Source organism: Streptomyces sp. NPDC002730, assembly GCF_042888805.1.
Taxonomy (GTDB): domain Bacteria; phylum Actinomycetota; class Actinomycetes; order Streptomycetales; family Streptomycetaceae; genus Streptomyces.
In genome coordinates this window covers 271,526-297,898 of record NZ_JBIAQG010000013.1, presented here as the reverse complement: position 1 = coordinate 297,898, position 26,373 = coordinate 271,526, and the positions used below count along the sequence as shown (strand labels likewise).

Here is a 26,373-nt window from a genome sequence, read left to right as displayed (position 1 = left end):
CCGGACTAGCAGGACCAGTCCTTGTCGAGGTCGAGCCCGCCCTCGCGCTGCTGGGTGAAGGAGTACCAGTTGCCCGAGTCGTCACGCAGGATCGCCTCCGTGCCGTACGGACGCTCCTGCGGCGGCTGGAGGAACTCCACGCCGCGCGCCTTGAGCTTCTCGTAGTCCCCGTGGACGTCGTCGGTGGCCAGCACCCCGGCGCCCATGACCCCCTTGCTGATGAGCGTCTTCATCGCCTCGGCCGCCTCCGGGTCCATCGCCGGCGCGCCCGGCACCATCAGCGTCAGCTCCAGCTCCACATCCGGCTGGTCCTTGGCGCCGACAGTCAGCCAGCGCATCCCGCCGTCGCCGAGGGTCATGTCGGTGCGGACCTCGAGGCCGAGCTTCTCGGTGTAGAACTCCTTCGCCCGGTCCTGGTCCAGGACCCAGACGGTGCCGCTTTGAAGGCGCGTACGAAGTGGTAGCGCGAGTAACCGGCATGGGCGGCCACCGCGTCCAGGTCGAGCGGCTCGGCCCAGTCGCGGTCCATGGCGTCCTTGGCGAGGCGCAGCTGCCGCAGACGGGCGAGGCGCGCCGGCGCCGCGGTGGTGCTCTCCACACACCTGATGCCGGCACGCACCACTGACAACGGCCCCCGGTGTGCACAGCGGGTGTGCACACCGGGGGCCGTCGGCCGGGGAAGCGGTACGAATCGCGAGGGTGGACCGAGGGGCAGACCGAGGGTCGAACCGCGAGGGGTCAGTGCGGTGCGGGTCGGACCGTGCGGGTCAGACGGTCTCCGCCACCTTGTCCTTGGCGGCGCCGGAAGCGTCCTCCGCGGGCGCCGGTCCCGCGCCGCGCAGCGGCACCTCCTTGACGAAGAAGGCCGCGAGGAAGCCGATCACCGCGACCGCCGCCCCCAGCAGGAAGGCCGCGTGCGTGCCGGACGCCACCGCCGACTCGTAGGCCTCACGCACCTGGTCCGGCAGCTTCGCCAGGCTCGCGGCGTCCAGCTGCGCGGAGCGCGCAGTGACCTGCGATCCGCCCCGGGCCGCCATCTCGTCCTGGACCCGGCCGGTGAAGAGCGCGCCCATGATGGCGACACCGAAGGAGCTGCCGAGCGTACGGAAGAGGGTGGCTCCGGAGGACGCGACGCCCATGTCCTTCAGCTCGACGCTGTTCTGCGCGACCAGCATGGTGATCTGCATCAGGAAGCCCATGCCGGCGCCGAGCACCGCCATGTAGATCCCGGAGCTCAGCCGCGAGGTCTCGGTGTCCATGGTGGAGAGCAGGAACAGGCCCGACATCATCAGGCCGCCGCCGATGATCGGGAAGATCCGGTACTTGCCGGTGCTGGTGGTGACCCGGCCCGCGATCATCGAGACGACGAGCATCGAGAGGAGCATCGGCAGCAGGAGCAGACCGGAGTTGGTCGCCGAAGCACCCTGTACGGACTGCTGGAACAGCGGCAGGAAGAGCACCGCGCCGAACATCACGAAGCCGGTCAAGAAGCCGATCACCGACATGAGAGTGAAGTTGCGGCTGCGGAAGATGTGCAGCGGAATGATCGGCTCGGCGACCTTGGTCTGGGAGAAGACGAAGCCGGTGAGCGCAGCCACGCCGATCGCGATCAGCTCCATGATCACGGCCGAGTCCCAGTCGTACTCCGTGCCGCCCCAGGTCGTGACCAGCACGATCGAGGTGATGCCCACGGTCAGCAGCCCGGCGCCCAGATAGTCGATCCGCGCGTCGGTCCGCTTCTTCGGCAGGTGGAGCACGGCAGTGACCATCGCGAGCGCGACGGCGCCCAGCGGCAGGTTGATGTAGAAGCTCCAGCGCCAGCCGAGGTGGTCGGTGATGGTTCCGCCGACCAGCGGTCCGCCGATCATGGCGACGGCCATCACGGCGGCCATCATGCCCTGGTACTTGCCGCGCTCCCGCGGCGGTACGAGATCTCCGATGATCGCCATCACGCCGACCATCAGGCCGCCCGCGCCCAGTCCCTGGACGGCGCGGAAGCCGATCAGCTGCCCCATGTCCTGGGCCATGCCGCTCAGTACCGAGCCGATCAGGAAGATCACTATGGAGGTGAGGAAGATGCCCTTCCGCCCGTACATGTCGCCGAGCTTCCCCCAGATCGGGGTGGAGGCGGCGGTGGCCAGGGTGTACGCAGTCACCACCCAGGACAGATGCTCGAGCCCGCCGAGATCGCCGACAATGGTCGGCATCGCGGTTCCGACGATCATGTTGTCGAGCATGGCCAGCAGCATCGCGATCATGAGCGCGAGGATCACGACCCGCACACTGCGCGGCTGGGGCTGTGAATCAGCGCCCTGCTGTTTCTCGACGTTCGCTCTACCGGCCATCGTTCCCACTCCCCGACACTTACTTGCCGCCCGGCTAGTTGACTACACTGGGGAAGGTAGACCCGTAACTAGCCGGGCGTCAAGTAAGTTTTCTCAGGAGTGCCCATGGCCAGAGGCAACACCCGCCAGCGCATCCAGGACGTGGCCCTGGAGCTCTTCGCCGAGCAGGGCTACGAGAAGACGTCGCTGCGCGAGATCGCCGAGACCCTCGAGGTCACCAAGGCGGCCCTGTACTACCACTTCAAGACCAAGGAAGACATCCTGATCAGCCTCTTCCAGGACCTCACCAGGCCGATGGACGAGCTGATCGAGTGGGCGCAGACACAGCCGCACACACTGGAGACGAAGCAGGAGATCCTGCGCCGCTACAGCGAGGCCCTCGTCGGCGCGGCCCCGCTCTTCCGCTTCATGCAGGAGAACCAGGCGACGATGCGCGATCTGAGCATCGGCGAGACCTTCAAGGACCGCATGCTGGTGATGCTGGAGCTCATCAAGGACCCGGAGGCGGCCCTGTCCGACCAGGTCCGCTGCATCAGCGCGCTCTTCACGATGCACGCCGGGATGTTCGTACTCAAGGACGTCGAAGGCGACCCGGAGGACAAGCGCAAGGCCGTCCTCGAGGTCGCCATCGATCTGGTGAGCCAGGCTCACGGCGTCACAGGCTGACGCCGGGTACTGCAGGTGCAGCGCTCCGCGGTACGCCGCGGTGCGGTGCGGTGCGGTGCGGTGCGGTGCGGTGCGTCAGACGGTGACGCCCGCGGCACGCAGGAAGGCCATCGGGTTGACCGCGGAGCCGTAGTTCGGGGTCGTACGGATCTCGAAGTGCAGGTGCGGGCCGGACGAGTTGCCGGTGTTGCCGGACCGGGCGATGTCCTGGCCCGTCTTCACCGTCTGGCCGACGCCGACGTCGATCTTCGACAGGTGGGCGTACTGCGAGTACTGGCCGTTGGCGTGCTCGATCACTATGGCGTTGCCGTACGCGGAACCGTCGCCGCCGCCGTTCGGGCCGGCCTTCACGACGACACCGCCGTGGGCGGCCTTGACCTGGGTGCCGACCGGGACGGCGAAGTCCTGACCGGAGTGCTTGTGCGACCACATGGCGCCGCCCTGGTTGAAGCTCGCGGACAGCGTGTAGCCGGTGACGGGCTTGACCCAGGCGACGGCCTTCTTGGCGGGCTTGGCCTTGGCGGCCTTCGCCGCGGCGGCCTTCACGGCCTTCACCTGCGTGGTGGCCTGGGCGGCCACAGCGGTGGCGGGATTCGCGACTGCCGTCTTGCCCGCATCGGCGGAGGCGACACCCGCACCGGCTCCGACGACCACCACGGCGCCGATTCCGGCAGCCACGACGGCACCACGGGTACGGAGCACGGACGGGCGGAGACGGTGGTTGATGACGCGCTTCGACATACGGGGTGAACCTCCGGGCATGAACGGACCCGGCGCACTCGCACCGGGCTGGCCATCCCTTGGTAGCCGATACGTCCACTTCCGCTCAAACCCCCCATCTACGACATTGCGTCGTAGCCATAGCGTCGCAAATCAGACTCTTGACACCTTCCGGGATGGATCGGAAACCCCGCCGGAGAGCGGTTGAAATATCCCCAGAGGAAGAGGTTTAACCGCATATAGGGGCCTAGCGGGGCCGCCCTCAGGCCGGGATGAGCGCCACTCCCCCACCTGCGCCCCAGAGGCCCCGCCGCACCCCGGACCGAAGGCCCCCGACAAGGGTCGAGCGGTACTCCTATTCCGGCTAGTAGGGCCGGATGGGCATGTGTGCCTTGTCACGAGCCCGGAGCCGACCGGGGCCCGGGGGTGTTGCCCACGACACACCAACACCCAGGTCACATATGCCCTATTCGCCCCGAAATGGACACCTGCAAGCCGGACTCACACGGCCGATCTGCGACCTTCCCGCCCGCACAGCCCTCCGGGATGCTCCTGTGCCATGAGTAGACCCGTGATTCGCACTCACCGGCGCCTGAAGCGCCACGGCTGGATCTGGCCCGCCGTCATCGGGCTCGTCTGCACACTCACCTGGAGCGCGCCCGCCGGGGCGGGCCCCTCCGACACCGGGCTCAAGGGCGCCATCGACAGGATCCTCGCGGACGCCCGTATGGACGGCGGAGCCGCGAGCGTGGTGATCGCCGACGCCGCCACCGGGGAGCGGCTCTACCAACGGGACGGCACCGACCGTCTGATGCCCGCCTCCAACACCAAACTCGCCACCTCCACCGCCGCCATGGCGCTGCTCGGCCCCGACCACCGCTTCCGTACCGACGTCCTGTCCACCGGCAGCCGCCACGGTTCCGTCCTCCGCGGCGACCTCTATCTGCGCGGCGGCGGTGACCCCACCACCCTCGCCAAGGACTACGAGCAGCTCGCCGCCGATCTCGCCGCTTCGGGCATCACACGCGTCACCGGCCGCCTCGTCGCCGACGACACCCGCTTCGACACCCAGCGCCTGGGCCGTTCCTGGGCCGCCGACGACGAGTCCTCGTACTACTCCGCGCAGATCTCGCCGCTCACCGTCGCGCCCGACACCGACTACGACTCCGGCACGGTCGTCGTCGAGGCCACTCCCGGGGCCAAGGCCGGTGACAAGCCGCGTGTGAAGCTCACCCCGCCCACCGACTACATACGCCTCGACATCCGCGGAACCACCGTCCCCTCCGGGCAGAGCGACACCCTCACCGTCGAGCGGGAGCACGGCACCAACACCATCACCGTCAGCGGGAACATCCCCGTCGGCGCGAGCGCCACCAAGGAGTGGGTGACCGTCTGGGAGCCGACCGGCTACGCCGCCGCCGTGTTCTCCGACGCACTCGGCCGGTATGGCGTACGCGTCACCGGCAGCCCCCGCCTGGGTCGCCCCACCCCGCCCGGCGCCAAGCCCCTCGCCTCGCACAACTCCATGCCGCTCAAGGAGCTGATGCTCCCGTTCATGAAGCTCTCCAACAACATGCACGCCGAGACGCTGACCAAGACGATCGGCTACGAGACATCGGGCCGCGGCACCTGGGACGCCGGACTGGCGGCCATCAGCGGCTACTTGCAGAAGCAGGGCGTGAAGACCTCCACCCTCCGCCAGCTCGACGGCTCGGGCCTGACCCGGATGAACCTCTTCCCGGCCGAACAGCTCGCCACGCTGCTGCTGTCCGTACGGGACGCCTCCTGGTACGCCGACTGGTACGCGTCCCTGCCGGTGGCCTGCAACCCGGACCGCGCCATGGGCGGCACCCTCCGCTCCCGGATGTGCGCAACGCCGGCGGCCCTCAACGCCCGTGGCAAGACAGGGTCCTTGACGGGAGCGTCGGCTCTCTCCGGTTACGTCACCGACGCGCGCGGGCGGGAGCTGGTCTACAGCATCGTCCTCAACAACTACCTGGCCTCTTCGGTGAAGAGCATCGAGGACGCGATCGTCGTCACGCTCGCCTCGTCCGACACGGCACACGGCACCATCACCGCCGTACCACCGAAGGCCGCGCGCAGCACCGAGCCGACGGCCGACCTCGAATGCTCCTGGCAGAAGCCGAAGTTCTGCTGAACGGCAGCCGGACGACCGGGAAAAGGGGCTGCCCCGGACCGTACGAGTCGTACGGTCCGGGGCAGCCCCTCTGATCAGCTGCTCAGAACGCTTACGCGTCCTTCGACAGGTTCGGACCGGCTCCACCGGCCGCCTGCTCGATCGGCGGAACGTCCGGCAGTGCCGACTTCTCCTCGCCGCGGAAGGTGAACTTCTTCTCCTCACCCTCGCCCTCGGTGTCCACGACCACGATGTGACCGGGGCGCAGCTCGCCGAAGAGGATCTTCTCCGACAGGATGTCCTCGATCTCGCGCTGGATCGTCCGGCGCAGCGGCCGGGCGCCCAGGACCGGGTCGTAGCCCTTCTTGGCGAGGAGCGACTTGGCCGTGGGGCTGAGCTCGAGGCCCATGTCACGGTCCTTCAGGCGCTCATCCACCTTGGCGATCATGAGGTCGACGATCTGGATGATGTCTTCCTCGGTGAGCTGGTGGAAGACCACCGTGTCGTCGACACGGTTCAGGAACTCAGGCCGGAAGTGCTGCTTCAGCTCTTCGTTGACCTTGACCTTCATCCGCTCGTAGTTCGACTTGACGTCGCCCTGAGCCGCGAAGCCCAGGTTGAAGCCCTTCGAGATGTCCCGGGTCCCGAGGTTGGTCGTCATGATGATGACCGTGTTCTTGAAGTCCACGACGCGGCCCTGGGAGTCGGTCAGACGACCGTCCTCCAGGATCTGCAGCAGGGAATTGAAGATATCGGGGTGGGCCTTCTCGACCTCGTCGAAGAGGACGACGGAGAACGGCTTCCGGCGCACCTTCTCGGTGAGCTGGCCGCCCTCTTCGTAACCCACATATCCGGGCGGGGAACCGAAGAGACGGGAAACCGTGTGCTTCTCGCTGAACTCCGACATGTCGAGGGAGATCAGCGCGTCCTCGTCGCCGAAGAGGAATTCGGCGAGCGTCTTGGACAGCTCGGTCTTACCGACACCGGACGGGCCGGCGAAGATGAACGAGCCACCGGGGCGCTTCGGGTCCTTCAGACCGGCTCGCGTACGGCGGATCGCCTGCGAAAGGGCCTTGATGGCGTCCTTCTGCCCGATGACGCGCTTGTGGAGCTCGTCTTCCATGCGGAGGAGCCGCGAGGACTCTTCCTCGGTGAGCTTGAAGACGGGAATGCCGGTGGCCGTCGCGAGGACCTCGGCGATCAGCTCGCCGTCGACCTCGGCGACGACGTCCATGTCGCCGGCCTTCCACTCCTTCTCCCGCTTGGCCTTCGCCGCCAGCAGCTGCTTCTCCTTGTCGCGGAGCGAAGCTGCCTTCTCGAAGTCCTGGGAGTCGATCGCCGACTCCTTGTCGCGGCGGACGCCCGCGATCTTCTCGTCGAACTCGCGGAGGTCCGGCGGCGCGGTCATCCGGCGGATGCGCATCCGGGATCCGGCCTCGTCGATCAGGTCGATCGCCTTGTCCGGCAGGAAGCGGTCCGAGATGTACCGGTCGGCCAGGGTGGCGGCCTGGACCAGCGCCTCGTCCGTGATGGAGACCCGGTGGTGCGCCTCGTAACGGTCGCGCAGACCCTTGAGGATCTCGATGGTGTGCGGCAGGGACGGCTCCGCGACCTGGATGGGCTGGAAGCGGCGCTCGAGGGCCGCGTCCTTCTCCAGGTGCTTGCGGTACTCGTCGAGCGTCGTCGCACCGATGGTCTGCAGCTCGCCACGGGCCAGCATCGGCTTGAGGATGCTGGCGGCGTCGATCGCGCCCTCGGCGGCGCCCGCACCCACCAGGGTGTGGAGCTCGTCGATGAACAGGATGATGTCGCCGCGGGTGCGGATCTCCTTGAGCACCTTCTTCAGGCGCTCCTCGAAGTCACCGCGGTAGCGGGAGCCTGCGACCAGCGCACCGAGGTCGAGGGTGTAGAGGTGCTTGTCCTTGAGGGTCTCGGGCACCTCGCCCTTGACGATGGCCTGCGCCAGGCCTTCGACGACCGCCGTCTTGCCGACGCCGGGCTCGCCGATGAGGACCGGGTTGTTCTTCGTACGGCGGGACAGCACCTGCATGACCCGCTCGATCTCCTTCTCGCGCCCGATGACCGGGTCGAGCTTGGACTCACGAGCGGCCTGGGTGAGATTCCGGCCGAACTGGTCCAGGACGAGCGAGGTCGAGGGGGTGCCCTCGGCCGGGCCGCCTGCAGTGGCGGCTTCCTTGCCCTGGTAACCGGAGAGCAGCTGGATGACCTGCTGCCGCACCCGGTTGAGATCGGCGCCCAGCTTCACGAGGACCTGGGCGGCGACGCCCTCGCCCTCGCGGATCAGGCCGAGCAGGATGTGCTCGGTGCCGATGTAGTTGTGGCCGAGCTGGAGGGCCTCGCGGAGCGACAGCTCCAGGACCTTCTTGGCACGAGGGGTGAAGGGGATGTGCCCGGACGGAGCCTGCTGGCCCTGCCCGATGATTTCCTCCACCTGCTGGCGGACCGCCTCGAGCGAAATCCCGAGGCTCTCCAGGGCCTTAGCGGCGACACCCTCACCCTCGTGGATAAGGCCCAGGAGGATGTGCTCGGTGCCGATGTAGTTGTGGTTGAGCATCCGGGCTTCTTCCTGAGCCAGGACGACAACCCGCCGCGCGCGGTCGGTGAACCTCTCGAACATCGTTAATCGCTCCTCAGAGCGGTCAGGCAGTAAGGGGTCGGTCCCCTCCCTGTCCTTCCGCAGCTTAGTCCCGCAAGCGGGGACCGCTCATTCCAACTGCCGACACCCGTCTGTGGCCTCCTGACCGCTGAACGCCGACAACTGCTCCAACCCGATGGTGCGAGACGATGTTCCCGCAGGCCAGGCAGTTACCCTCGCCATCGCTACGCCGATGGCGAACGCAAGGCGGCCAAACAGGCGTGTCGCCCCTCCCCACTAGGAATGTCTTACCCGTAAGGACTGACAGTCCATGCAGCGCGCACCGGTTCCCTCAGCTACGGGCGAACAACTTTGCGCCCTCGAATGGGCTGGTACGCCCGCAACTCGGACACCGTGTGCAATCATCCGTCGACTCTGCGTAACTCTCGAGCCGCCTCAGGAGTTCCGGGGGGTATGGCTCTCACCGTCCCGCTCCCCCGTGCGCCCTTCGACGGCGGCACCGCGCAGTGGTACGAGAACGAACTCGGCTGGGCCGTGGCGGACTGCGATCCGGTGCAGCTGCTCACCGGTCTGCGCTTCGACGTACTGGAGCTGCCGGCGGACGCAGGCGCGGCTGTGCTGCGCCGAACGGGGGCTGCCGGGCCAGTGGCCCTCATGGGGCAGCGAATGCGGCTTCTGGTGGCCGTAGGGAGCGCGGACGAGCTGCCTGGGCTGCTCGACTGGCTGGAGTGGGGCGGGATCGCTCTCGATCTGACCGCCATCGGCGCGGGCGGACGGATGACCGCCCCGCCGCCGCCCGGATGGTCCGGCTCGCGGGAGGCCGCCGTATGGCTGCGGCCCCCCGTGCCGGGACGCGAGGTGGAACCGACGTTGCCGGCGCTTGCCCCATTCGGGCGCAGCGCCGGTTCCGGTGGGGGAATCAGCCCCGATCTCGTACGACTCGTGGACACAGCGGCGACCGAGTGCCACCGGGCCCGTTTGCTGCGTACGAATACGCCGCAAACAAATACTCAGCCGTTGGCCTTCTCGTAAGCCTCGCGAACCGTGGCCGGGACGCGGCCGCGGTCGTTGACCTCGAAGCCGTTCGCCTTGGCCCAGGCGCGGATTTCGGCGGTGTCCTTGTTGCCACCGGCCGCGGCGCGGCCCTTGCCCCGACCGGCCGCAGCGCGGCCACCAGTACGCCGGCCACTCTTTGCGTACGGCTCGAGCAGACCACGGAGCTTGTCCGCATTGGCGGTGGTGAGGTCGATCTCGTAGGTCTTGCCGTCCAGAGCGAACGTCACGGTCTCGTCCGCCTCGCCGCCGTCGAGGTCATCGACAAGAAGGACCTGAACCTTCTGTGCCACCGGATTTCCTTTCATCGAAAATGCAGTACGCGGAAAGGAAACCGCTTTTCCCTGGAAAACACAAACCCTTGGCAGAGGTTCAGAACCTCAAGAACGCGGGAAACGTGCGCGATTCGGACATAGGGATCCGCCTCTTGTGGTGATCACAGGTGCAGAAGCATCCGGCTGTTGCCCAAGGTGTTCGGCTTCACTCGTTCGAGCCCGAGGAACTCGGCGACGCCCTCGTCATAGGAACGCAGCAGCTCGCTGTAGACATCTCCGTCGACCGGCGTCTCACCGATCTCCACGAAGCCGTGCTTCCCGAAGAAGTCGACTTCGAAGGTGAGACAGAAAACCTTGAGCACTCCGAGCCGACGGGCGGTCTGCAACAGCTTGTCGAGCACGTGATGACCGATGCCGGTGCCCTTGAACGCGGGATCCACTGCAAGAGTGCGCACTTCGGCGAGGTCTTCCCAGATGACATGGAGTGCACCGCAGCCGACCACCTGGGCATCCTCGTCGCGTTCCGCGACCCAGAACTCCTGGATGGCTTCGTAAAGCGTCACCGTCGCTTTGTCGAGCAGGATGCCTTCACTCACGTACGGGTCGACGAGTCGGCGGACCGACGGCACATCGCTGGTCCTGGCCCGCCGGACGGTGATGGCATTTGCTGCGGCATAAGGCATGGCCCGACGCTATCGCTCCGGCGTGGTCCCACCGTCGGCGGCCTCGTCGCCCTGAACGATGCGGACGGCGGCTAGGAGAGCCTCACGCTGCTCGGGCGACATCATGCCGAAGAAGGCCACAAGTGCGGCCGCGGGGTTGTCGCTCTTGGACCACGCTTCGTTCATGAGTGCGGCCGAGTAGGCGGCGCGGGTGGAGACCGCCGTATATCGATAGGCGCGGCCTTCGACTTCCCTGCGCACCCAGCCCTTCTGATGGAGATTGTCCATTACCGTCATGACGGTGGTGTAGGCGATGGACCGTTCCTGCTGAAGATCTTCGAGGACTTCCCGGACCGTGACCGGCCGGTTCCATTGCCAGACGCGTGTCATGACGGCGTCTTCCAGCTCTCCCAATTGGCGGGGCACAGCGCCACCATAGTCGGAGATGTCGGAATGGCTGGTTATTGACGTAACAAAAAGGACGTACGGGCATAAAACGTCCGTACGTCCTCGATGCTGAGGAACGCGTCAGTCGCCGCGGACGACCTGCTGTGTGGCCTCCGCGCGAGCGACCGCGGCGTCCACGATCGCGTCCTCCTTGGCCTTGTTCGGGCCGCCCTGGCTCTTGACGATCGTCACGACCAAGAAAGTGAAGAAGACAGCCATCACCACGGGGGGCAGGAGCGCGGATACGTAGTCCATGGCTCCCAGAGTAGCTATCCGGCGGCCAGCTGTTCCGGTGGGGGCACGGGCTTGCGGCGCGGCGGGAATGCCTCGGAGGGCTTCGGGACCGGGCGATCGGTGGGCACCGGCGCCTTGGGCTGCGGTTTCTCCTGCGGTTTCTGCTGGGGCTTCTGCTGCGGTTTCTGCTGCGGCTTCGGCTCGTCGGCGGCGGCGCGGCCGCCGGGGAGCGCGAGCAGGCGGGTGCGCGGGCCCGCGGCGGCGGGTGGGGGCACGGCCTCGACCCGGCGGCCCGCCAGCCGGGCCCGTACCGACGCTTCGGCGAGCGTCTGGCAGCGGTGCAGCACAGCGGCACCGGCCGCAGTACCGCGCAGGGTGCGCAGCGCGGCCAGATCCTCCGGGCGGGGGTCGTACCCGGCGGCCAGGGCGTCCTGGAGTAGCTCCAGATAGCCGGCGGCGGAGCCCGGGAGCGCTTCGCGGTAGCGGGCGAGATCGGCATGGAGGAACGCTCGCAGCCGGCCGGCCTCGCGGACCGCCTCGTCCAGGGAATCGGCCAGACGCAGACAGTCCTGGATGTCCTCGTCGGCGAGAGGGGCAGGATGGAGGGCGACGGCGAGGGCACGTCGGAGCACACGCAGCTCGTCTGCGCCGAACGCCATTCCGCCGCGGGATCCGTATGGCGTGGGCATGGGCCGACGATACGCGCCAAAGGGACAAAATCTGGTTAATGCGATGAGTCCCGGCGCGGCGGAATACCGCGCCGGGCTCACATACGGGAGACGTTCCGCTCGTAGACCAGACGCAGGCCGATCAGGGTCAGCCACGGCTCGTGCTCATCGATCGCCGAGGACTCGCCGAGCACCATCGGGGCCAGACCGCCGGTCGCGATCACGGTGACCTCGTCCGGGTCGTCGGCGAGCTCGACCTTCATACGCGCGACAACGCCGTCGACCTGGCCCGCGAACCCGTACACGATGCCGGACTGCATGGCCTCGACAGTGTTCTTGCCGATGACACTGCGCGGACGGGCCAGCTCGATCTTGCGGAGCTGGGCGCCCTTGACGCCGAGCGCCTCGACGGAGATCTCGATGCCGGGCGCGATCACACCGCCCGCGTACTCGCCGCGCGCGCTGACCGCGTCGAAGGTCGTCGCCGTACCGAAGTCGACGACGATCGCCGGGCCGCCGTAGAGATCGACGGCGGCGACCGCGTTGATGATGCGGTCCGCGCCCACCTCCTTGGGGTTGTCCATCAGGATCGGCACGCCGGTCTTGATACCGGGCTCGACGAGGACGGCCGGGACGTCGCCGTAGTAGCGGCGGGTCACCTCGCGCAGCTCGTGCAGGACGGAAGGGACGGTGGAGCAGATCGCGATGCCCTCGATACCGTCGCCCAGCTCGTCGCCGAGCAGCGGGTGCATGCCCATCAGGCCCTGCAGCAGGACGGCGAGTTCGTCGGCGGTGCGGCGGGCGTCGGTGGAGATGCGCCAGTGCTCGACGATCTCCTCACCGTCGAACAGGCCGAGGACGGTGTGGGTGTTGCCGACGTCGATCGTGAGCAGCATCAGAGGCCTGCCTCGCGCAGGTCGAGGCCGATGTCGAGGATCGGGGAGGAGTGCGTCAGCGCGCCCACCGCGAGGTAGTCGACGCCCGTCTCGGCGTAGGCGCGGGCGTTCTCGAGGGTGAGGCGGCCGGAGGACTCGAGGGCTGCGCGGCTCGCGACGAGCGCCACGGCCTCCTCGGTCTCGGCCGGGGTGAAGTTGTCCAGCAGGATCAGGTCCGCGCCCGCGTCGATAACTTCGCGGACCTGGTGCATGGTGTCCACCTCGACCTCGATCGCGAGGTCCGGGAACTGCTCCCGTACGGCCTTGAAGGCCTGCGCGACGCCGCCCGCCGCCACCACGTGGTTGTCCTTGACGAGCGCGGCGTCGGACAGCGACATGCGGTGGTTGACGCCGCCGCCGCAGCGCACCGCGTACTTCTCCAGCGCGCGCAGGCCCGGGGTGGTCTTGCGGGTGTCGCGGACCCTGGCCTTGGTGCCTTCGAGCAGGTCGGCCCAGGCGCGGGTCGCGGTCGCGATACCGGAGAGGCGGCACAGCAGGTTGAGCGCGCTGCGCTCGCCGGTGAGCAGGTCACGGGTGTTGGTGGTGACGGACAGCAGCTTCTGGCCGGCCTCGACGCGGTCACCGTCCTCGACGTGCCGCTCGACCTCGAACTCGTCGGTGCAGACGATGGACAGGATGGCCTCGGCGATCTGCAGACCGGCGACCGTGCCCGCCTCGCGGGCGGTGAAGTCGCCGGTGGCGACGGCGTCCTCGGGGACGGTCGCCACGGTCGTCACGTCCACGCCGCCGTCGAGGTCCTCGCTGATGGCGAGATGGGCGATGTCCTCGACCTGTACGGGGTCGAGGCCCGCGTCGAGCAGAAGCTGGGCGAGGCCGGGGTCGAGGCCGCACTCCAGCTCGTCGTACCCCTCCTCGTCGGCGGAGCAGCCGCAGGCGTCTCCGCAGCCGCCCGTCGAGGCCGCTGCGGGTGCGCCGATCTGGATCAGCGGTACGTCCACGGGACGCGGACGTTCTTCGGGCGTGCTCACGGTTACGGCTCCCTGGGGGCGTCGGGGACTGTGGGGGCGAATGCGGTGTTCTCGGTGCGGCGGACGACCAGGCTGCGGTCCGGCGCGAGGCGTACGACGAGATGGCGGCGCCAGTCGGCGTCGTCGCGCTCGGGGCGGTCCTCGCGCCAGTGGCAGCCGCGGGTCTCCTCGCGCTCCAGCGCGGCGGCGGTCAGCACACGGGCCACGCACAGGAGGTTGGAGGTCTCCCAGGACTCGACTCCGGGCTCGGCCGTCTTGCCCGAACCTTCCTGGTCCTGCACGGCGTTGCGGTGTACGGCGCCGAGCGCGGCCGCCGCCTCGGTCAGGCTCTGCGCGGAGCGGAGCACACCCGCGCCGTCGGACATGATCCGCTGGATCTCGGCCCGCGTCTCGGGCGCGATGAGCGGCAGCACGGAGGGGGTCGCGGGCACGGCAGGCCGGCCGGCCCGGAGCGGGGCGCGGGAGGCGATGTCGGCGGCGATGCGCTCGGCGAAGACCAGGCCCTCCAGGAGGGAGTTGGAGGCGAGGCGGTTCGCGCCGTGGACTCCGGTGCAGGCGACCTCGCCGCAGGCGTACAGGCCCGGGACGGTGGTGCGGCCGTGCAGGTCGGTGCGTACGCCGCCGGAGGCGTAGTGGGCGGCCGGAGCGACCGGGATGGGCTCGGTGACCGGGTCGATGCCGTGGGCCCGGCAGGCCGCGAGGATGGTGGGAAAGCGCTGCTCCCACATCTCGGCGCCGAAATGGCGGGCGTCGAGGTACATGTGTGCGGCGCCCTGCTCCTCCATCCGGCGCATGATGCCCTTGGCGACGATGTCGCGGGGGGCGAGCTCGGCCAGTTCGTGCTGCCCGAGCATGAAGCGGGTGCCGGACGCGTCGACGAGATGGGCGCCCTCTCCTCGTACCGCCTCGGAGACCAGCGGCTGCTGGCCCTCGGAGTCCGCGCCGAGGAAGAGCACCGTCGGGTGGAACTGCACGAATTCGAGGTCGGAGATCTCCGCGCCGGCACGGAGCGCGAGCGCGACGCCGTCGCCGGTGGAGACCGCGGGGTTGGTGGTGGCGGAGAAGACCTGGCCCATGCCACCGGTGGCCAGCACGACGGTGGGGGCGTGGACGGCACCGACGCCGTCGTGCTGGCCCTCACCCATGACATGGAGGGTGATTCCGGCCGTACGGCCGTCGGCGTCCGTCAACAGGTCCAGAACCAGGGCGTTTTCGATGGCGCGCAGCTTGCTGGCGTGTACGGCCTCGACGAGCGCGCGGGAGATCTCGGCGCCCGTCGCATCGCCTCCCGCGTGCGCGATACGGCGCCGGTGGTGGCCGCCCTCGCGGGTGAGCTCGATCTCGCCGGCCTCGGAGGTGTCGAAGTGCGCGCCGGTGGCGATCAGCCGGCGTACGGCGTCGGGGCCCTCGGTGACCAGGGTGCGGACCGCCTCCTCGTCGCACAGGCCCGCGCCCGCGACCAGGGTGTCGTCCAGATGCTGCTCCGGGGTGTCGCCGTCGCCGAGCGCGGCGGCGATGCCGCCCTGCGCCCAGCGCGTGGAGCCGTCGTCCAGGCGGGCCTTGGTGACCACGACCGTGCTCAGCCCGGCGGCCGTGCAGCGCAGCGCGGCGGTCAGACCCGCGACTCCGGAGCCGACCACGACGACGTCGGCCTCGATGGCCCAGCCGGGAGCGGGGGCGTTCAGCCGTATTCCGGTCATGCTGGGGCTCCGAAGGTCAGGGGGATGTTGTCGATCAGGCGCGTCGCACCGATCCGCGCGGCGACGGCGAGGATCGCCTCGCCGGTGTAGTCGTCGGGGACCTCGGTGAAGGTGGCCGGATCGACGAGGGCCAGATAGTCGAGGACGAGAGGCGGTTGGGCGCGCGCGGCCTCGTCGAGGACAGCGCGGGCCGCGGCGCGGACGGCGGCTACGCAGCCCGGTCCCGCCTGGGCCACCGCGTGCGCGTCGGCCGCCGCTCGGGCCTCACCGATCGCGGACAGCGCGGCGGCGCGGGCGACGGTGCCGTGGGTGGCCTCGGCGCGGGCGTGCAGGGCGTGTTCGGCGGCGAGGCGGTCGTGCGCCGCGAAGAGGGACCTGGACAGGGCAAGGGCGGTACGGCGCTCGTCGGCCGACAGGTAGCGGTTGCGGCTGGAGAGCGCGAGGCCGTCGGCCTCACGGACGGTCGGTACGCCGACGATCTCGACCGGGAAGTTCAGATCGAGGGCCATACGGCGGATCAGCGCGAGCTGCTGTGCGTCCTTCTGACCGAAGAAGGCGACATCGGGGCGGGTGAGGTGGAGGAGCTTGGCAACGACGGTGAGCATGCCGTCGAAGTGGCCGGGGCGGGCGGCCCCTTCGAGCCGCTCGCCCATCGGGCCCGCGGTGATGCGGACCTGCGGCCGGCCACCCGGGTAGACCTCGCCGGCCGAGGGCGCGAACACGACGTCCGCGCCTGCCTCTTCGGCCGTCCTGAGGTCGGCGTCGAGCGTACGGGGGTACCGGTCGAGGTCTTCGCCCGCACCGAACTGGAGCGGGTTGACGAAGACCGTGACGACGACGAAGCCCTTGCGGCCGACATGCTCGCGGGCGGCGCCGATCAGGGTGGCGTGGCCCTCGTGGAGGGCGCCCATGGTCATGACGACGGCGGTGCGGCCGGGGACGGCGTGGTGGTCGAGGACGTGGCCCAAGTCGTCCAGAGTCGGCACGAGTTCGAAATCGTGGCTCATCGGACGTCCCCCTCGGCGAGGACGCCCAGCAGGTCCTCGGCGAGCTCCGGTTTGAGCATTCCGTGTGCGAGCGCCCGGTCGGCGGTGGTGCGGGCCATCGCCAGATACCCGGCGACCGTCGCGGGCGCGTGCTTGCGCAGCTCCGCGACATGCGCCGCGACAGTGCCCGCGTCGCCGCGTGCGACGGGTCCGGTGAGCGCGGCGTCGCCGGAGCGCAGGGCATTGTCGAGGGCGGCGCCGAGCAACGGGCCGAGCATCCGGTCCGGGGCGGAGACCCCCGCCGTACGCAGCAGCTCCATCGACTGGGCGACCAGGGTGACGAGGTGGTTCGCGCCGAGGGCGAGGGCCGCGTGGTAGAGCGGGCGGGCCTCCTCCTCGATCCACTCGGGCTCGCCGCCCATCTCGATGACAAGCGCCTCGGCGGCCAGCCGCAGCTCTTCGGGGGCGGTCACTCCGAAGGAACAGCCGGCCAGCCGCTGAACGTCGACGCTGGTCCCGGTGAACGTCATCGCGGGGTGCAGGGCCAGCGGCAGCGCGCCGGCCCTCGTGGCGGGGTCGAGCACCTTGACGCCGTACCGCCCGGAGGTGTGCACAAGCAGCTGTCCGGGTCGTACGGCACCGGTCTCGACCAGCCCGTCGACCAGCGCGGGCAGCGCGTCGTCGGGGACGGTCAGCAGCACCAGCTCGGCGCGTGCGAGGACCTCTGCGGGGGGCACCAGCGGTACGTCGGGGAGCAGTGCGGCAGCCCGTCGTACGGACGCGTCGGAGACGCCGGAGACGGCGACCGGGCGGTGTCCGGCGAGCTGGAGCGATGCGGCGAGGGCCGGGCCGACCCGGCCTGCTCCGACGACGCCGACGGTGAGTCGGGCGGGGCGGTCCCGCGGGTCGAGCGGTTCCTGTGGTGCTGTGGCATTCACGCGGCGGGGCCTTCCGTTCCAGTCCGCGGGGGGTACCGGACGATTTCTCGTCATGCTACGCCAGCGTTTCCCGAGGCCTTCGAGTTGTCCACAGGCTGTGGGCGGCGATCGGCCGTCGGTGCATGATCGGTGCATGGCTGACACGACGGAGCAGGACGAGCGGCACCGCAGGCTCGCCGCATGGCGGGCGTCGGACCGGGTGCTGTGGCGAGCCTCCGCGGACCACCGGCTCGGGGACCGGCTTGCGGCGCTGGCGGCGCACGCGGGCGAGGTGTACGACCTCGACGAATGGACGGATGTATACGGCAACGGGGTCGTCGCGGAGCTGGAGGAGCGGGCGGCGCAGCTGCTCGGGTTCCCGGCCGCGGCGTTCTTCCCGACCGGGACGATGGCGCAGCAGGTGGCACTGCGGTGCTGGGCGGGGCGTACCGGGAATCCGACGGTCGCGCTGCATCCGACGGCGCATCCGGAGGTGCATGAGCGGGGCGCGTTCGGCGTGGTGAGCGGGTTGCGGACGGTGCATCCGACGCACGAGCCGCGGCTGCCGACGGCGGCGGAGATACGTGACTTCGACGAGCCCTTCGGCGCGCTGATGCTGGAACTGCCGCTGCGGGACTCGGGTTTCGTACTGCCGTCGTGGGACGAACTGGTGGAGGTCGTGGAAGCGGCGCGGGAACGCGATGCAGTGGTGCACTTCGACGGCGCGCGCCTGTGGGAGTGCGCCCCGCACTTCGGCCGCCCCCTGGACGAGATCGCGTCCCTCGCGGACAGCGTGTACGTGTCCTTCTACAAGTCCCTGGACGCACTTTCCGGCGCGGTGCTGGCGGGCCCGGAGGACCTGGTGGCCGAGGCCAGGACCTGGCGGCACCGGTACGGCGGCCAGGTCTTCCAGCAGTACCCGGCGGCGCTGTCCGCGCTGCTGGGCCTGGAGCGGGAGCTGCCGCGGCTGCCGTCGTACGTGGCCCACGCGAAGGTGGTGGCCGCGGCGCTGCGCGAGGCCTTCGCGGAGGCTGGCGTCCCGTGGTTCCGGGTCCACCCGGAGGAGCCGCACACGCACCAGTTCCAGGTCTGGCTGGCCCACGAGGCGGAAGCTCTGAACGAGGCGGCGGTGCGCCAGGCGGAGGAGACGGGCGTGACGCTCTTCAGGAGGTGGTTCACGGAGGGCTGCCCGCCGGGGGTGTCGGTGACGGAGCTGACGGTGGCGTCTGAGGGGCTGGAGTGGACGGGTGATGACGTGAGAGCGGCGGTGGCGGAGTTCATGCGGAGGGTGGGGTAAGCGGGGGGCCTGGGGTAGCCGGGGGCCTGGGCTAGCCGGGCGCCTGGGGTAGCCGGGCGCCTGGGGTAGCCGGGCGCCTGGGGGCCGGGGCTAACCGGGCGCCTGGGGCAAGCCCGGCGCCCTCGACCCGGGCTCAGCCGCAGTTCGCCGAGTTCGCCGCGCGCGGGTGCAGCAGGCGGGTCAGCGCCGCACGAATGCGGCCGTGGGAGCGGTGGCCGGCGAGCACCGTCTGGAAGCGGCGGTAGTCGCGGAGCTCTCGGATCACCTGCCAGTCGTTCAGGCCCGGCTGTGGCGGCGCCTGCTCGCCCCGCTGCGCCGCGCGGTAATTGTCGATCATGTACTGATGCATGGCGTTCATGCGTTTACGCTGCGCCCGCCCCGCCCACCCCGTCGCGTCGATTGACGAGCCGCGTCAAATGGCGCGAGACCCGCCCCGCGCACCCGCACCATGGAGGCGTGAGCGTGACCATCGATATCGCGGGGCTGCCCCCCGAGCGCATCGTCTTCGAGATTTCTCCCCTCGCCGAGCTGGGCGTGGCGCTGCATGCGCTTGCCGAACCCGGGCACCATCCAGGGCTGCACGGCTGGGCCACCGCGACCGCCGCCGGGCTCAAGCCGGACCTTGCGGACCGGCTGCACGAGACCGACTTCCTGTGGCGGTCCACCTTCTCGGACGTCTTCATGCCGTTCGCCGGGCTGCCCGCGACCCTGGGCGCGGCCGGCGGTCGGACCGGCGCCAACCTCGCCGAAGAGCTGGACATGCTCGACCGGCTCGACGACGAGCGCTTCGTCTCCGCCGCTCTGGAGTTCACCTGCGCCAGTACGTACGGGACCGCCGGCCCGTCCGCCCTCACCGACCCCGCCAGGCGCGAGCGCGCACTCGAACTCGCCGCCACCCGCGGGCCCAAGCAGCTCGACTTCACCCGCCGGCTGCTGGACGACCCCGCCTCCGTACGCGCCTGGGTGCGGCGCCTCTTCGAGGACTGCGACCAGTCCTTCTTCGCCGACACCTGGCGGCGCGTCTCCACCCAGCTCGCCGCCGACGCCCGCCACAAGACCGAGCTGCTGCGCCGCAAGGGCCTCGCCGAGGCGCTGCACGCCGTCTCCCCCGCACTCTCGGTGGACGAGGGCCGGACCCGTATCAGCGCCGACAAACTCGCGGAAGGGCGGACGACCGCCGTCGACCCCGCCGTCGGCGCCGGGCTCTCCCTCGTCCCGTCGAGCTTCGGCTGGCCGCATCTCATGGTGCTGCACGCACCCGGCTGGCGGCCGGTGATCCACTACCCCGTCGGCTCACCCGAACTGCCGGGCCCCGCCCCCGTGGAGCTGTTGAAGCTGCGGATGGAGGCGCTGGCGCACCCCATGCGCATGCGGCTGTGCCGCAACCTCGCCCGCGCGCCGTACACGACCAGCGAACTGGCGGACGCGTACGGGATCACTGCGCCCGAGGTCTCCCGCCATCTGGCCGTGCTGAAGAAGGCCGGGCTGATCTCCACCCGGCGGCGCGGCCGGTACGTACTGCACCAGCTGGACGTCTCCGCCGTCGCCCGGCTCGGCAGCGACTTCCTGGAGACAGTGCTGCGTTAGCCGCGTGAGACCTGCGTGAGCCGCGTGAGACCTGCGTGAGCCGCGTGAGACCTGCGTGAGCCGCGTGAGACCTGCGTGAGCCGCGTGAGAGCTGCGTGAGCAGGGTGAGAGCTTCGTCAGCTGCGTCAGCCGTGTGGGACCCGTGAGCCCGCGTCAGTCGAAGCGGATGTGCTTGACGCCCGTCCACGCCTTGCGCAGCCGGTGCCGCAGCGGCCCGTCCCGGTTCGGCTCCAGCGTCAGCCCCGCCGACGCCGCGATCCGGTCCGCCACCTGCGGCACGGCCACCAGGTCCGTACGGATGTGCTCCGCGAACCGCGGCTCGTTCAGCCGCTCCAGGCAGTGGTCCAACTGCCGTACCGCGAAGCTCTCCCGCTTGAGTCCGCGCCCCAGCCCCCGCTCCGTCAGCCGGCGCAGCACCGTCTCGCGCTCCGCGAGCAGCGCGAAATGGTGCACCTCGTGGCCGGCTTCGCGCAGCCGCCCCACGGTCTCCTCGAAGTACGCCGGTTCGACCAGCGTCATCGGGGCGATCACCACGCCTTCGTACGTCCGCAGCGTCAGGTCCAGCACCTCGTACACTCCCTGCCGCCAGGCCTGCAGATCCTGGAAGTCCGCGCGCAGTCCGGGCGGCATCATCCGGTGCAGCCCGAAGCCGACATGCTCCGGATCGCAGACGGCGCTGCCGGGCAGCCGCCGATTCAGCTCGTACGCGGTCTGGGTCTTGCCGCCCCCGAAGGGACCGTTGATCCACAGCAGCATGGGGCCACCTTATGAGCGCCATGCCCCACGTCGTCAGGAAGAGCTCGCCTGTCCGCCGCCCGCCCGCACCAGCCCGGACTCATACGCGAGCACCACGACCTGCACCCGGTCGCGCAGGCCCAGCTTGGTGAGGATGCGGCCGACATGGGTCTTGACCGTGGCCTCGGAGAGAACAAGACGCGCGGCGATCTCGCCGTTCGACAGGCCCTGTGCGACCAGCAGCATCACCTCACGCTCGCGCTCGGTGAGCCGCTCCAGCTCCTTGTGCCGCGGCTCGTGGGAGCTGCTCGGCAGCATCGGCGAGAAGCGGTCCAGCAGCCGGCGCGTGGTGGACGGCGCGACAACCGCGTCGCCGCTGTGCACCGAACGGATCGCGCCGAGCAGCTCGGCGGGCGGCACATCCTTGAGCATGAAGCCGCTGGCGCCCGCCTTCAGCCCGGAGAACGCGTACTCGTCCAGGTCGAAGGTGGTCAGGATCAGCACCTTGGGGGCGTCCGGCTCGGCGCAGATCCGCCGCGTCGCCTCTACGCCGTCCAGCCTCGGCATGCGTACATCCATCAGCACCACGTCCACGGCGGTGGAGCGGAGGTTCTCGATCGCCTCCGCGCCGTCGCCCGCCTCCGCGACGACCTCCATGTCCGGCTGGGCGGCGAGCACCATCCGGAACCCGGTGCGGAGCAGCACCTGATCGTCGACGAGCATCACGCGGATGGACATGTCAGTTAGGCCTCGATCTGTCGTGGGATCCGGTGGGATCCCTAGTGGGCGGGCTTGAGGGGAAGCAGTGCGCTGATCCGGAAGCCGCCGCCGGGCCGCGGCCCCGTGTCGAGCGTTCCGCCGACCATACCGACGCGCTCGCGCATACCGATGAGCCCGTGGCCCCGGCCGTCGGCGCCGCCGTCCTCGTACAGCTCGTGCGCCGAACCGCGGCCGTCGTCCTCCACCAGCAGTCCGAGGCCGTCGTCGAAGTAGACGAGCCGCACGCTGGCCCCGGCCTCCGGACCGCCGTGCTTGCGCGTGTTGGTCAGCGCCTCCTGGACGATGCGGTACGCGGTGAGCTCGACGCCGCTCGGCAGCGGCCGCGGCGTTCCTTCGATCTTGAAGTCCACCGTCAGGCCCGAGCCGCGCACCTGCTCGACCAGGTCCTCGATCTGCTCGACATCGGGCTGCGGGACGTACTCACCGCTCTCCGGGGCATCGCCGGTACGCAGTACGCCGAGCAGCCTGCGCATCTCCGCGAGTGCCTGGCGGCCGGTGCTCGAGATGGTCTCCAGCGCCTGCTTGGCCTGGTCGGGGGCGGCATCCAGGACATACGCGGCGCCGTCGGCCTGCACCACCATCACCGAGACGTTGTGCGCGACGACGTCGTGCAGCTCGCGGGCGATCCGCGCCCGTTCCGCCGCGACCGCGACCTTCGCCTGCGCCTCGCGCTCCTTCTCCAGGCGGGTGGCTCGCTCCTCGAGCTGAGCGAAGTACGCCCGCCGGGTGCGTATCGAGTCGCCGAGCACCCAGGCGAGGGCGAACGGCACACTCATGAAGATCGTGAAGAAGATCTTGCCGCCGACGCCGGTGTTCGCCTCCGGCCAGCGCAGCTGCGCCAGCGTGCCCGCGGACAGCCCGCCGACCAGCGCCAGCCGGGAGGCCCAGCGTGCCCCGTCGTGCGCGGCGACGGTGTAGATGATCACCAGCATCGCGAAGTCGCCCGGGTTGACCTCGACGTCCAGCACGAGCTGGGCGACGCCCAGCGCTGCGGCGAGTACCAGCATCTTCTCCGGCATACGGCGGCGCAGCGCCACGACCAGACTCAGCAGCAGAACGATCAGAACCGCGGTGATACGGGGCTCGATACCGACCGGTACCTGGATCACCCACAGCATGGAGAACCCGAAGAGGATGACAGCCCAGAAGCTGTCGACGCCCGTCGGGTGTCTGCGGAGGAAGTCGTAGAGGCGCTGCACGTAACCCAGCGTAGGGAAAGGAGATAGGTGCAAGGGTCAACCGGAGGAGCGATCCGGTCGGCGGAAGCGTACTCCGCAAGGTGGAGACTTGTGCGCGTGATGGATGAGTCGTGTCAGTGGCGAGGATGGCGGGAAGCGACGGAAGCCGCGCTGTACGGGCCCGACGGCTTCTATCTGCGGCCCGAGGGACCGGCCGGGCACTTCCGTACGTCGGTGCACGCGTCGTCGCTGTTCGCTTCGGCGATCGCCCGGCTGCTGATCACCACGGCGGAGCCGCTCGGTCTCGACGAGGTGGCACTGGTCGATGTCGGCGCGGGCCGCGGCGAGCTTCTCGCCGGCGTGCTGGCGGCGCTGCCGTCCGGTTTCCCGGTACGGGCGTACGCCGTCGAGCGGGCGGCCCGTCCCGCCGGCCTGGACCCCCGCATCGAATGGACCGCCGAGCCCCCGGCCGGTGTGAGCGGACTGCTCTTCGCCAACGAATGGCTGGACAACGTCCCGGTGGATGTCGCGGAGGCCGACCCGGACGGCGTCGCACGGTACGTCCTCGTACGCGGGGACGGCACCGAACGGCTCGGCTCCCCGGTCTCCGGAGCGGACGCCGAGTGGCTGGAGCGCTGGTGGCCGCTGCCCGAGCCGGGAATGCGGGCGGAGATCGGCCGCCCGCGGGACGAGGCTTGGGCACGGGTGGTGGGCACGCTCGAGGCGGGCCTCGCGGTCGCCGTCGACTATGCACACGCCCTTCAGGCGCGGCCGCCGTTCGGCACGCTGACGGGTTTCCGGGCGGGCCGCGAGGTACGCCCGTTCCCGGACGGCAGCTGCGACATCACCGCACATGTGGCCCTGGACGCGTGCGCGCTGCCCGGTGCGGAACTGCTCACCCAGCGAGAGGCGCTGCGGAACCTGGGCGTCACGGGCGAACGCCCCCCGCTGTCGCTGGCGACGTCCGACCCCGCGGCGTACGTCCGCGCACTCGCCTCCGCCGGGGAGGCGGCCGAACTGACTGCGCGGGGCGGCCTCGGCGACTTCGGCTGGTTGCTGCAGCGGCAACCCGGCCCGTCCGGCGTCTGAGGACCGGGGTCCGGGTCGGCCCCCAGGTGTTCCACGTACTCGGCGCCCCAGGTGTTGCACGCACAGGGGATACTGTCGCCATGACGGAGACGACGGTCGGCATCGGCGGCGCGGCGGAGAGCACCGACATGGTGCTCAACATCGGCCCCCAGCACCCCTCCACGCACGGCGTGCTCCGCCTCCGTCTCGTACTGGACGGAGAGCGCATCCAGCACGCCGAGCCGGTCATCGGCTATATGCACCGCGGCGCCGAGAAGCTCTTCGAGGCGCGCGACTACCGCCAGATCGTGATGCTGGCCAACCGCCACGACTGGCTCTCCGCGTTCTCCAACGAGCTCGGCGTCGTCATGGCCGTCGAGCGGATGCTCGGTATGGAGGTCCCGGAGCGCGCGGTATGGACCCGTACGCTCCTCGCCGAGCTCAACCGGGTCCTCAACCACCTCATGTTCCTCGGGTCGTACCCGCTCGAACTGGGCGGCATCACGCCGATCTTCCACGCGTTCCGCGAGCGCGAGGATCTCCAGCATGTGATGGAGGAGGTCTCCGGCGGCCGGATGCACTACATGTTCAACCGGGTCGGCGGGCTCAAGGAGGACCTCCCGGCGGGCTGGCTCGGCCGCGCCCGCGAGGCCGTCGCCGCCCTCCGCTCGCGAATGGACATCTACGACAAGCTGGTCCTCGGCAACGAGATCTTCCGCGGTCGTACGCGCGACGTGGGTGTGCTCTCGGCCGAGACGGTCCACGCGTACGGAGTGAGCGGCCCGATCGCCCGCGCCTCGGGTGTCGACTTCGATCTGCGGCGCGACGAGCCATATCTGGCGTACGGAGAGCTGCAGGACACGCTCAAGGTCATCACCCGCACGGAGGGCGACTGCCTGGCCCGCTTCGAGGTCCTCCTCCACCAGACGCACAACGCGCTGGACCTGGCGGACGCGTGTCTGGACAGGATGGCCGAGCTGCCGCCGGGCCCGATCAACCAGCGGCTGCCGAAGGTCCTGAAGGCACCCGAGGGCCATACGTACGCCTGGACCGAGAACCCGCTCGGCATCAACGGCTACTACCTGGTCTCCAAGGGCGAGAAGACCCCGTACCGGCTGAAGCTGCGCTCGGCGTCGTACAACAACATCCAGGCGCTGACAGAGCTGCTGCCGGGGACGCTGGTGGCCGACATGGTGGCGATCCTGGGCTCGCTGTTCTTCGTCGTCGGCGACATCGACAAATAGACAAGTAGTCGACAGGACGACACGACAACGAGCAGTGCCCGCGACGCTCACGACGTCCGCGACATCGGGGACGTAGGCGACGTTCGAGACGTCCGCGGTCAGGAAATCGCGCTGCGCAGCTCGGCGACGTCCAGCTGCTCCGTCTCGTCGTGCGCCGTCAGATCGATCACCTTGCCGACCGCGCGGTCGTCCGTCGCGTCCGTCGCGTCCTGTGCGGCCAGGGCCTCCTCGCCCACCACATCGGCGAGGTCCTCGTTCTGCGCGGCCTCGATCGCCTTCTGCGCACCCGCGTCGGCGGCCGTGCCGAAGAAGTCGAAGCCGCCCTCGGGGCGTGCGCGACGGCGCTGCGGACCGTACGGAACGATCGCTGCCGCGGCCGGGACAGGACGCCTGGCCGGGACGGGGCGAGGGGCGGGGACGGCGGACGACGGGCGGGTGTGCTGCTCTCCCCCGGCGGCCGCCGCGTGCTTCCCCTGCGGCTCGTCCGCCTCCTTGGCCCGCTCGGCGAGATCGCGTAGACGGGCTTCTTCGACGGTGCGCTTCGCCTCCTGCGCGGCGGCGTTGCGCGACAGGTCGTCCAGCGCCTTGGACGCGCGGAGGTACGTGGACGGGGTGGGCGTGGAACCGGCCGGGGGCAGCGCCCTGACCGGCGCCGCCGCTTCGAGCGCGAGCTGCCTGCGGCCCTCGAGTGCGCTGGCCCGCTCGGTCTCGGCCGTCGCGTACCGCCGCAGCAGCGCGGCGTGTTCGTTGCGCAGCGCGGCGAGCTCGACCCGCTTGGCACGCAGCTTCGCGTCGAGCTTGGCGCGCAGCTCACGCGATTCCTCGAGATCCGTCTCGAGCTCGGCCAGGCGTTCCTCGGTCTTCCACTCGTCGCTCGCGCGGGCACGCGTGAGTTCCGCGACGCGGCGGCCGGCGTTCCGGTCCCAACTGCGCATCAGGACCGCGCCGGTGACAGCCGCCACCGCCGCGGCTCCGACCAGGGAACGGAGCACGATTGGCTCCGCCAGAAACCACGCGCCGGCGGCACACAAAACCGACGCTCCGGCTACCGCCGAAGGCGGCAGCAGCCTGTGCAGGGGTGGGGAATGGCGGTGGCGTCCACGTGGCATGGCCTGAAATTTACCGTGCGGAGT

At 69.9% G+C, this 26,373-nt stretch carries 26 protein-coding genes and 1 pseudogene; 7 read left to right on the top strand and 20 right to left on the bottom strand.

Translation table 11 applies throughout. The features are described 5' to 3' along the window. Window positions 1-5 precede the first annotated feature (5 nt). The 3 genes and pseudogenes from ACFYXH_RS31320 to ACFYXH_RS31310 form a co-directional block, all read right to left on the bottom strand. A complete protein-coding gene (locus ACFYXH_RS31320) occupies window positions 6-422 on the bottom strand; it encodes a VOC family protein (RefSeq protein WP_389570062.1) in 417 nt (138 codons plus the stop codon). 11 nt (window positions 423-433) lie between these two features. Further along, a pseudogene (locus ACFYXH_RS31315) lies at window positions 434-529 on the bottom strand (helix-turn-helix transcriptional regulator); the annotation flags it as partial. Window positions 530-767: 238 nt separating this feature from the next. Then, window positions 768-2,345: an MDR family MFS transporter gene (locus ACFYXH_RS31310; RefSeq protein WP_389569953.1), complete on the bottom strand. Its 1,578-nt coding sequence runs from the start codon at window positions 2,343-2,345 to the stop codon at window positions 768-770. 105 nt (window positions 2,346-2,450) lie between these two features. On the opposite strand from ACFYXH_RS31310, the gene ACFYXH_RS31305 reads away from it, so the two are divergent. After that, a complete protein-coding gene (locus ACFYXH_RS31305; protein ID WP_389569950.1) occupies window positions 2,451-3,011 on the top strand; it encodes a TetR/AcrR family transcriptional regulator in 561 nt (186 codons plus the stop codon). A gap of 75 nt (window positions 3,012-3,086) precedes the next feature. On the opposite strand, the gene ACFYXH_RS31300 is transcribed toward ACFYXH_RS31305, so the two are convergent. After that, window positions 3,087-3,752, bottom strand: a complete 666-nt coding sequence (locus ACFYXH_RS31300; RefSeq protein ID WP_389569947.1) for a M23 family metallopeptidase — start codon at window positions 3,750-3,752, stop codon at window positions 3,087-3,089. A gap of 538 nt (window positions 3,753-4,290) precedes the next feature. On the opposite strand from ACFYXH_RS31300, the gene dacB reads away from it, so the two are divergent. Beyond that, entirely contained in the window at window positions 4,291-5,889 is a 1,599-nt protein-coding gene (gene dacB / locus ACFYXH_RS31295; protein ID WP_389569945.1) for a D-alanyl-D-alanine carboxypeptidase/D-alanyl-D-alanine-endopeptidase, read from the top strand. A 91-nt stretch (window positions 5,890-5,980) separates the two neighbouring features. Here the strand turns inward: dacB and ACFYXH_RS31290 are convergent, their stop codons facing one another. Continuing rightward, on the bottom strand, window positions 5,981-8,506 hold the full coding sequence (locus ACFYXH_RS31290; protein WP_362689129.1) for an ATP-dependent Clp protease ATP-binding subunit: 2,526 nt from the start codon (window positions 8,504-8,506) through the stop codon (window positions 5,981-5,983). Between the two features lie 432 nt (window positions 8,507-8,938). Between ACFYXH_RS31290 and ACFYXH_RS31285 the strand changes: the two genes are divergently transcribed. Next, window positions 8,939-9,517, top strand: coding sequence for an SCO3374 family protein (locus ACFYXH_RS31285; protein ID WP_389569942.1), 579 nt, complete (start codon window positions 8,939-8,941; stop codon window positions 9,515-9,517). On the opposite strand, the gene ACFYXH_RS31280 is transcribed toward ACFYXH_RS31285, so the two are convergent. The 10 genes from ACFYXH_RS31280 to ACFYXH_RS31235 form a co-directional block, all read right to left on the bottom strand. Then, the gene (locus ACFYXH_RS31280; RefSeq protein ID WP_362689135.1) at window positions 9,496-9,831 is read right to left on the bottom strand and encodes an Lsr2 family protein; all 336 of its coding nucleotides are present in this window, start codon (window positions 9,829-9,831) and stop codon (window positions 9,496-9,498) included. The two genes, ACFYXH_RS31285 and ACFYXH_RS31280, sit on opposite strands and share 22 nt — an antisense overlap. A 143-nt stretch (window positions 9,832-9,974) precedes the next feature. Beyond that, window positions 9,975-10,496, bottom strand: coding sequence for an amino-acid N-acetyltransferase (locus tag ACFYXH_RS31275; RefSeq protein WP_389569938.1), 522 nt, complete (start codon window positions 10,494-10,496; stop codon window positions 9,975-9,977). A 9-nt stretch (window positions 10,497-10,505) separates the two neighbouring features. Next, the gene (locus ACFYXH_RS31270) at window positions 10,506-10,901 is read right to left on the bottom strand and encodes a BlaI/MecI/CopY family transcriptional regulator (RefSeq protein WP_389569935.1); all 396 of its coding nucleotides are present in this window, start codon (window positions 10,899-10,901) and stop codon (window positions 10,506-10,508) included. A 102-nt stretch (window positions 10,902-11,003) separates the two neighbouring features. Continuing rightward, complete coding sequence (locus ACFYXH_RS31265) at window positions 11,004-11,177, bottom strand: hypothetical protein (RefSeq protein WP_389569933.1); 174 nt, start codon at window positions 11,175-11,177, stop codon at window positions 11,004-11,006. A gap of 14 nt (window positions 11,178-11,191) precedes the next feature. Continuing rightward, window positions 11,192-11,815, bottom strand: a complete 624-nt coding sequence (locus ACFYXH_RS31260) for a hypothetical protein (protein WP_389570059.1) — start codon at window positions 11,813-11,815, stop codon at window positions 11,192-11,194. A gap of 107 nt (window positions 11,816-11,922) precedes the next feature. Continuing rightward, window positions 11,923-12,720, bottom strand: coding sequence for a type III pantothenate kinase (locus ACFYXH_RS31255; protein ID WP_108151068.1), 798 nt, complete (start codon window positions 12,718-12,720; stop codon window positions 11,923-11,925). After that, window positions 12,720-13,748, bottom strand: a complete 1,029-nt coding sequence (gene nadC, locus ACFYXH_RS31250; protein WP_389569929.1) for a carboxylating nicotinate-nucleotide diphosphorylase — start codon at window positions 13,746-13,748, stop codon at window positions 12,720-12,722. The genes ACFYXH_RS31255 and nadC overlap by 1 nt, the downstream gene beginning before the upstream one ends. 2 nt (window positions 13,749-13,750) lie before the next feature. Further along, entirely contained in the window at window positions 13,751-15,448 is a 1,698-nt protein-coding gene (locus ACFYXH_RS31245; protein WP_389569927.1) for an L-aspartate oxidase, read from the bottom strand. Further along, entirely contained in the window at window positions 15,445-16,455 is a 1,011-nt protein-coding gene (gene panC / locus ACFYXH_RS31240) for a pantoate--beta-alanine ligase (RefSeq protein ID WP_389569924.1), read from the bottom strand. Before panC ends, ACFYXH_RS31245 begins: the two co-directional genes overlap by 4 nt. Then, window positions 16,452-17,372 (bottom strand): Rossmann-like and DUF2520 domain-containing protein, encoded by a 921-nt coding sequence (locus ACFYXH_RS31235; protein WP_389569922.1) that lies wholly within the window; start codon window positions 17,370-17,372, stop codon window positions 16,452-16,454. The genes panC and ACFYXH_RS31235 overlap by 4 nt, the downstream gene beginning before the upstream one ends. Before the next feature lie 133 nt (window positions 17,373-17,505). Between ACFYXH_RS31235 and ACFYXH_RS31230 the strand changes: the two genes are divergently transcribed. Continuing rightward, a complete protein-coding gene (locus ACFYXH_RS31230) occupies window positions 17,506-18,648 on the top strand; it encodes a threonine aldolase family protein (RefSeq protein WP_389569919.1) in 1,143 nt (380 codons plus the stop codon). A 133-nt stretch (window positions 18,649-18,781) separates the two neighbouring features. Here the strand turns inward: ACFYXH_RS31230 and ACFYXH_RS31225 are convergent, their stop codons facing one another. After that, window positions 18,782-19,006: a hypothetical protein gene (locus ACFYXH_RS31225; protein WP_389569916.1), complete on the bottom strand. Its 225-nt coding sequence runs from the start codon at window positions 19,004-19,006 to the stop codon at window positions 18,782-18,784. 104 nt (window positions 19,007-19,110) lie between these two features. Between ACFYXH_RS31225 and ACFYXH_RS31220 the strand changes: the two genes are divergently transcribed. Then, window positions 19,111-20,235, top strand: a complete 1,125-nt coding sequence (locus ACFYXH_RS31220) for a DUF5937 family protein (protein WP_389570057.1) — start codon at window positions 19,111-19,113, stop codon at window positions 20,233-20,235. 153 nt (window positions 20,236-20,388) lie between these two features. On the opposite strand, the gene ACFYXH_RS31215 is transcribed toward ACFYXH_RS31220, so the two are convergent. From ACFYXH_RS31215 to ACFYXH_RS31205, 3 genes are read right to left on the bottom strand one after another with little or no spacing between them, the layout of a single operon-like run. Next, window positions 20,389-20,991 carry an AAA family ATPase gene (locus ACFYXH_RS31215; protein WP_389569913.1) on the bottom strand — a complete coding sequence of 201 codons (603 nt, stop codon included), beginning with the start codon at window positions 20,989-20,991 and terminating at the stop codon, window positions 20,389-20,391. Between the two features lie 33 nt (window positions 20,992-21,024). Next, on the bottom strand, window positions 21,025-21,708 hold the full coding sequence (locus ACFYXH_RS31210; RefSeq protein WP_327325280.1) for a response regulator transcription factor: 684 nt from the start codon (window positions 21,706-21,708) through the stop codon (window positions 21,025-21,027). 41 nt (window positions 21,709-21,749) lie between these two features. Further along, window positions 21,750-22,949, bottom strand: a complete 1,200-nt coding sequence (locus tag ACFYXH_RS31205) for a sensor histidine kinase (RefSeq protein WP_389569909.1) — start codon at window positions 22,947-22,949, stop codon at window positions 21,750-21,752. A gap of 99 nt (window positions 22,950-23,048) precedes the next feature. Here ACFYXH_RS31205 and ACFYXH_RS31200 point away from each other — a divergent pair, with 99 nt between their 5' ends. Beyond that, a complete protein-coding gene (locus ACFYXH_RS31200; protein WP_389570054.1) occupies window positions 23,049-24,017 on the top strand; it encodes an SAM-dependent methyltransferase in 969 nt (322 codons plus the stop codon). An 80-nt stretch (window positions 24,018-24,097) separates the two neighbouring features. Continuing rightward, window positions 24,098-25,240, top strand: coding sequence for an NADH-quinone oxidoreductase subunit D (locus tag ACFYXH_RS31195; RefSeq protein WP_389569905.1), 1,143 nt, complete (start codon window positions 24,098-24,100; stop codon window positions 25,238-25,240). Between the two features lie 98 nt (window positions 25,241-25,338). Here the strand turns inward: ACFYXH_RS31195 and ACFYXH_RS31190 are convergent, their stop codons facing one another. Next, window positions 25,339-26,349 carry a hypothetical protein gene (locus ACFYXH_RS31190; protein ID WP_389569903.1) on the bottom strand — a complete coding sequence of 337 codons (1,011 nt, stop codon included), beginning with the start codon at window positions 26,347-26,349 and terminating at the stop codon, window positions 25,339-25,341. Window positions 26,350-26,373 lie beyond the last annotated feature (24 nt).

Coding starts and splice junctions, on each gene's coding strand:
- ACFYXH_RS31260 (WP_389570059.1), bottom strand. CDS start 11,815: ATGGCGTTCGGCGCAGACGAGCTGCGTGTGCTCCGACGTGCCCTCGCC.
- ACFYXH_RS31255 (WP_108151068.1), bottom strand. CDS start 12,720: ATGCTGCTCACGATCGACGTCGGCAACACCCACACCGTCCTCGGCCTG.
- ACFYXH_RS31265 (WP_389569933.1), bottom strand. CDS start 11,177: ATGGACTACGTATCCGCGCTCCTGCCCCCCGTGGTGATGGCTGTCTTC.
- ACFYXH_RS31310 (WP_389569953.1), bottom strand. CDS start 2,345: ATGGCCGGTAGAGCGAACGTCGAGAAACAGCAGGGCGCTGATTCACAG.
- ACFYXH_RS31300 (WP_389569947.1), bottom strand. CDS start 3,752: ATGTCGAAGCGCGTCATCAACCACCGTCTCCGCCCGTCCGTGCTCCGT.
- ACFYXH_RS31225 (WP_389569916.1), bottom strand. CDS start 19,006: ATGAACGCCATGCATCAGTACATGATCGACAATTACCGCGCGGCGCAG.
- ACFYXH_RS31230 (WP_389569919.1), top strand. CDS start 17,506: ATGGCTGACACGACGGAGCAGGACGAGCGGCACCGCAGGCTCGCCGCA.
- panC (WP_389569924.1), bottom strand. CDS start 16,455: ATGAGCCACGATTTCGAACTCGTGCCGACTCTGGACGACTTGGGCCAC.
- ACFYXH_RS31200 (WP_389570054.1), top strand. CDS start 23,049: ATGGATGAGTCGTGTCAGTGGCGAGGATGGCGGGAAGCGACGGAAGCC.
- ACFYXH_RS31275 (WP_389569938.1), bottom strand. CDS start 10,496: ATGCCTTATGCCGCAGCAAATGCCATCACCGTCCGGCGGGCCAGGACC.
- ACFYXH_RS31285 (WP_389569942.1), top strand. CDS start 8,939: ATGGCTCTCACCGTCCCGCTCCCCCGTGCGCCCTTCGACGGCGGCACC.
- ACFYXH_RS31305 (WP_389569950.1), top strand. CDS start 2,451: ATGGCCAGAGGCAACACCCGCCAGCGCATCCAGGACGTGGCCCTGGAG.
- ACFYXH_RS31215 (WP_389569913.1), bottom strand. CDS start 20,991: ATGCTGCTGTGGATCAACGGTCCCTTCGGGGGCGGCAAGACCCAGACC.
- ACFYXH_RS31290 (WP_362689129.1), bottom strand. CDS start 8,506: ATGTTCGAGAGGTTCACCGACCGCGCGCGGCGGGTTGTCGTCCTGGCT.
- ACFYXH_RS31195 (WP_389569905.1), top strand. CDS start 24,098: ATGACGGAGACGACGGTCGGCATCGGCGGCGCGGCGGAGAGCACCGAC.
- ACFYXH_RS31245 (WP_389569927.1), bottom strand. CDS start 15,448: ATGACCGGAATACGGCTGAACGCCCCCGCTCCCGGCTGGGCCATCGAG.
- dacB (WP_389569945.1), top strand. CDS start 4,291: ATGAGTAGACCCGTGATTCGCACTCACCGGCGCCTGAAGCGCCACGGC.
- ACFYXH_RS31210 (WP_327325280.1), bottom strand. CDS start 21,708: ATGTCCATCCGCGTGATGCTCGTCGACGATCAGGTGCTGCTCCGCACC.
- ACFYXH_RS31190 (WP_389569903.1), bottom strand. CDS start 26,349: ATGCCACGTGGACGCCACCGCCATTCCCCACCCCTGCACAGGCTGCTG.